2 protein-coding genes are annotated in these 1,648 nt (G+C 73.3%); both read left to right on the forward strand.

Going from position 1 to position 1,648, the window contains the following annotated elements; genetic code table 11:
* Positions 1-188: 188 nt before the first annotated feature.
* On the forward strand, positions 189-881 hold the full coding sequence (locus H5J30_RS31805) for a response regulator transcription factor (protein ID WP_026276315.1): 693 nt from the start codon (positions 189-191) through the stop codon (positions 879-881).
* A gap of 106 nt (positions 882-987) precedes the next feature.
* Positions 988-1,648, forward strand: a 661-nt coding sequence (locus H5J30_RS31810; protein WP_181791056.1) for a ribonuclease D, incomplete at its 3' end; no start/stop codon positions are given.

Here is a 1,648-nt window from a genome sequence, read left to right on the forward strand (position 1 = left end):
GCGGACCGGCCGGCCGCGCACAGTCGATCGCCCATCCGAATTGTCCGTTTTTTACTCACTAATTCGTGATCATTGCCTAAAGCCCCTCCGGGCACCTGCCGAAGACGTGAGAGACCTTCCGTACGCGACACGGAACGTCCCGGCTCTCCCAGCCGGCCCCGTCCCCGCACACCGTCTGGAGGGACCTGGTGTCTGTTCTCCTTGAGCAACCCACAAGCCTGGTCGCCTACCGCCCCAACAAACCGACGGCCATGGTCGTCGTGGCGGACCCCCGCGTACGCTCGACCGTCACCCGCCACCTGTGGGCACTGGGCGTACGCGACGTGATCGAGGCGTCGTCCATCGCCGAGGCCCGCCCCCGGATCGCCAACCCCCGCGACATCTGCGTCGCCGACGTCCACCTGCCCGACGGCTCCGGCCTCACGCTGCTCTCCGAGGCGCGCTCCGCGGGCTGGCCCAACGGCCTCGCGCTGTCCGCCGCCGACGACATCGGCGCCGTACGCAACGCCCTCGCGGGCGGCGTCCGCGGCTACGTCGTCACCGGCACCCGCACCAGCATGGGCCTGCCCACCCGCCCCAACGCCGCGCACATCGGCGCCGCCGCCGGCCGGCTGCACCACCGCCGCCCGCCGGGCTCCCCCGGCGCCGGCGGCAATTCCGGTCCACCCGGTCACCCCGGCGGCTACCGCGAGCTGTCCGGCCGCGAGGTCGAGGTGCTGCGGCTGGTGGCGGAGGGCCAGTCGAACAAAGCCATCGGCGTCTCGATGGGGCTGTCCGCGCTGACCGTCAAGAGCCACCTCGCCCGCATCGCGCGCAAGCTCGGCACGGGCGACCGCGCCGGCATGGTGGCGGTGGCGCTGCGCACCGGCATCATCCACTGACCCCGGGCCCGGTGACGGGCCCTCTCCAGGCAGCCGCGCGGCGCCCGTCGACGTAACGTTCCGTCGACGGGCGCTGTCGTGCACGACTCACAGATACCCTTGACACGTGACCGACGCCCAAGAGACCGCAGCAGAGGACAGACTCCCCGCGCCCGGAGCACCGACTTCCGGATCGGCGCCGGTCCCCCTTCTCGATCCCCGCGAGGGCATTCCGCCCGTCACCGCGGACGCCGAGGCGCTCGCGGCGGTCGTCGGCGCCTTCGCCGCAGGCCGCGGCCCGGTCGCCATCGACGCGGAGCGCGCCAGCGGCTACCGGTACGGGCAGCGGGCGTACCTCGTGCAGCTGCGCCGGGAGGGCGCCGGCACGGCGCTGATCGACCCGGTGGCCTGTCCGGACCTCTCCGGTCTCGCGGCGGCGATCGGCGATGCGGAATGGGTTCTGCACGCCGCCACCCAGGACCTGCCGTGCCTCGCCGAGATAGGCATGCGTCCGGGCGTGCTGTTCGACACGGAGCTGGCGGGTCGGCTGGCGGGCTTCCCCCGGGTCGGTCTCGGCGCGATGGTCGAGAACGTCCTCGGGTACGCGCTGGAGAAGGGCCACTCCGCCGTCGACTGGTCGACCCGGCCGCTGCCCGAGCCCTGGCTGCGCTACGCCGCGCTCGACGTCGAACTCCTCGTGGACCTGCGGGACGCGCTGGTCGAGGAGCTGACGGCGCAGGGGAAGCTGCGGTGGGCGGAGGAGGAGTTCGCGGCGATCGCCGCGGCGC

The sequence above is a fragment of the Streptomyces phytophilus genome (assembly GCF_013870535.1).
GTDB lineage: Bacteria > Actinomycetota > Actinomycetes > Streptomycetales > Streptomycetaceae > Streptomyces > Streptomyces phytophilus.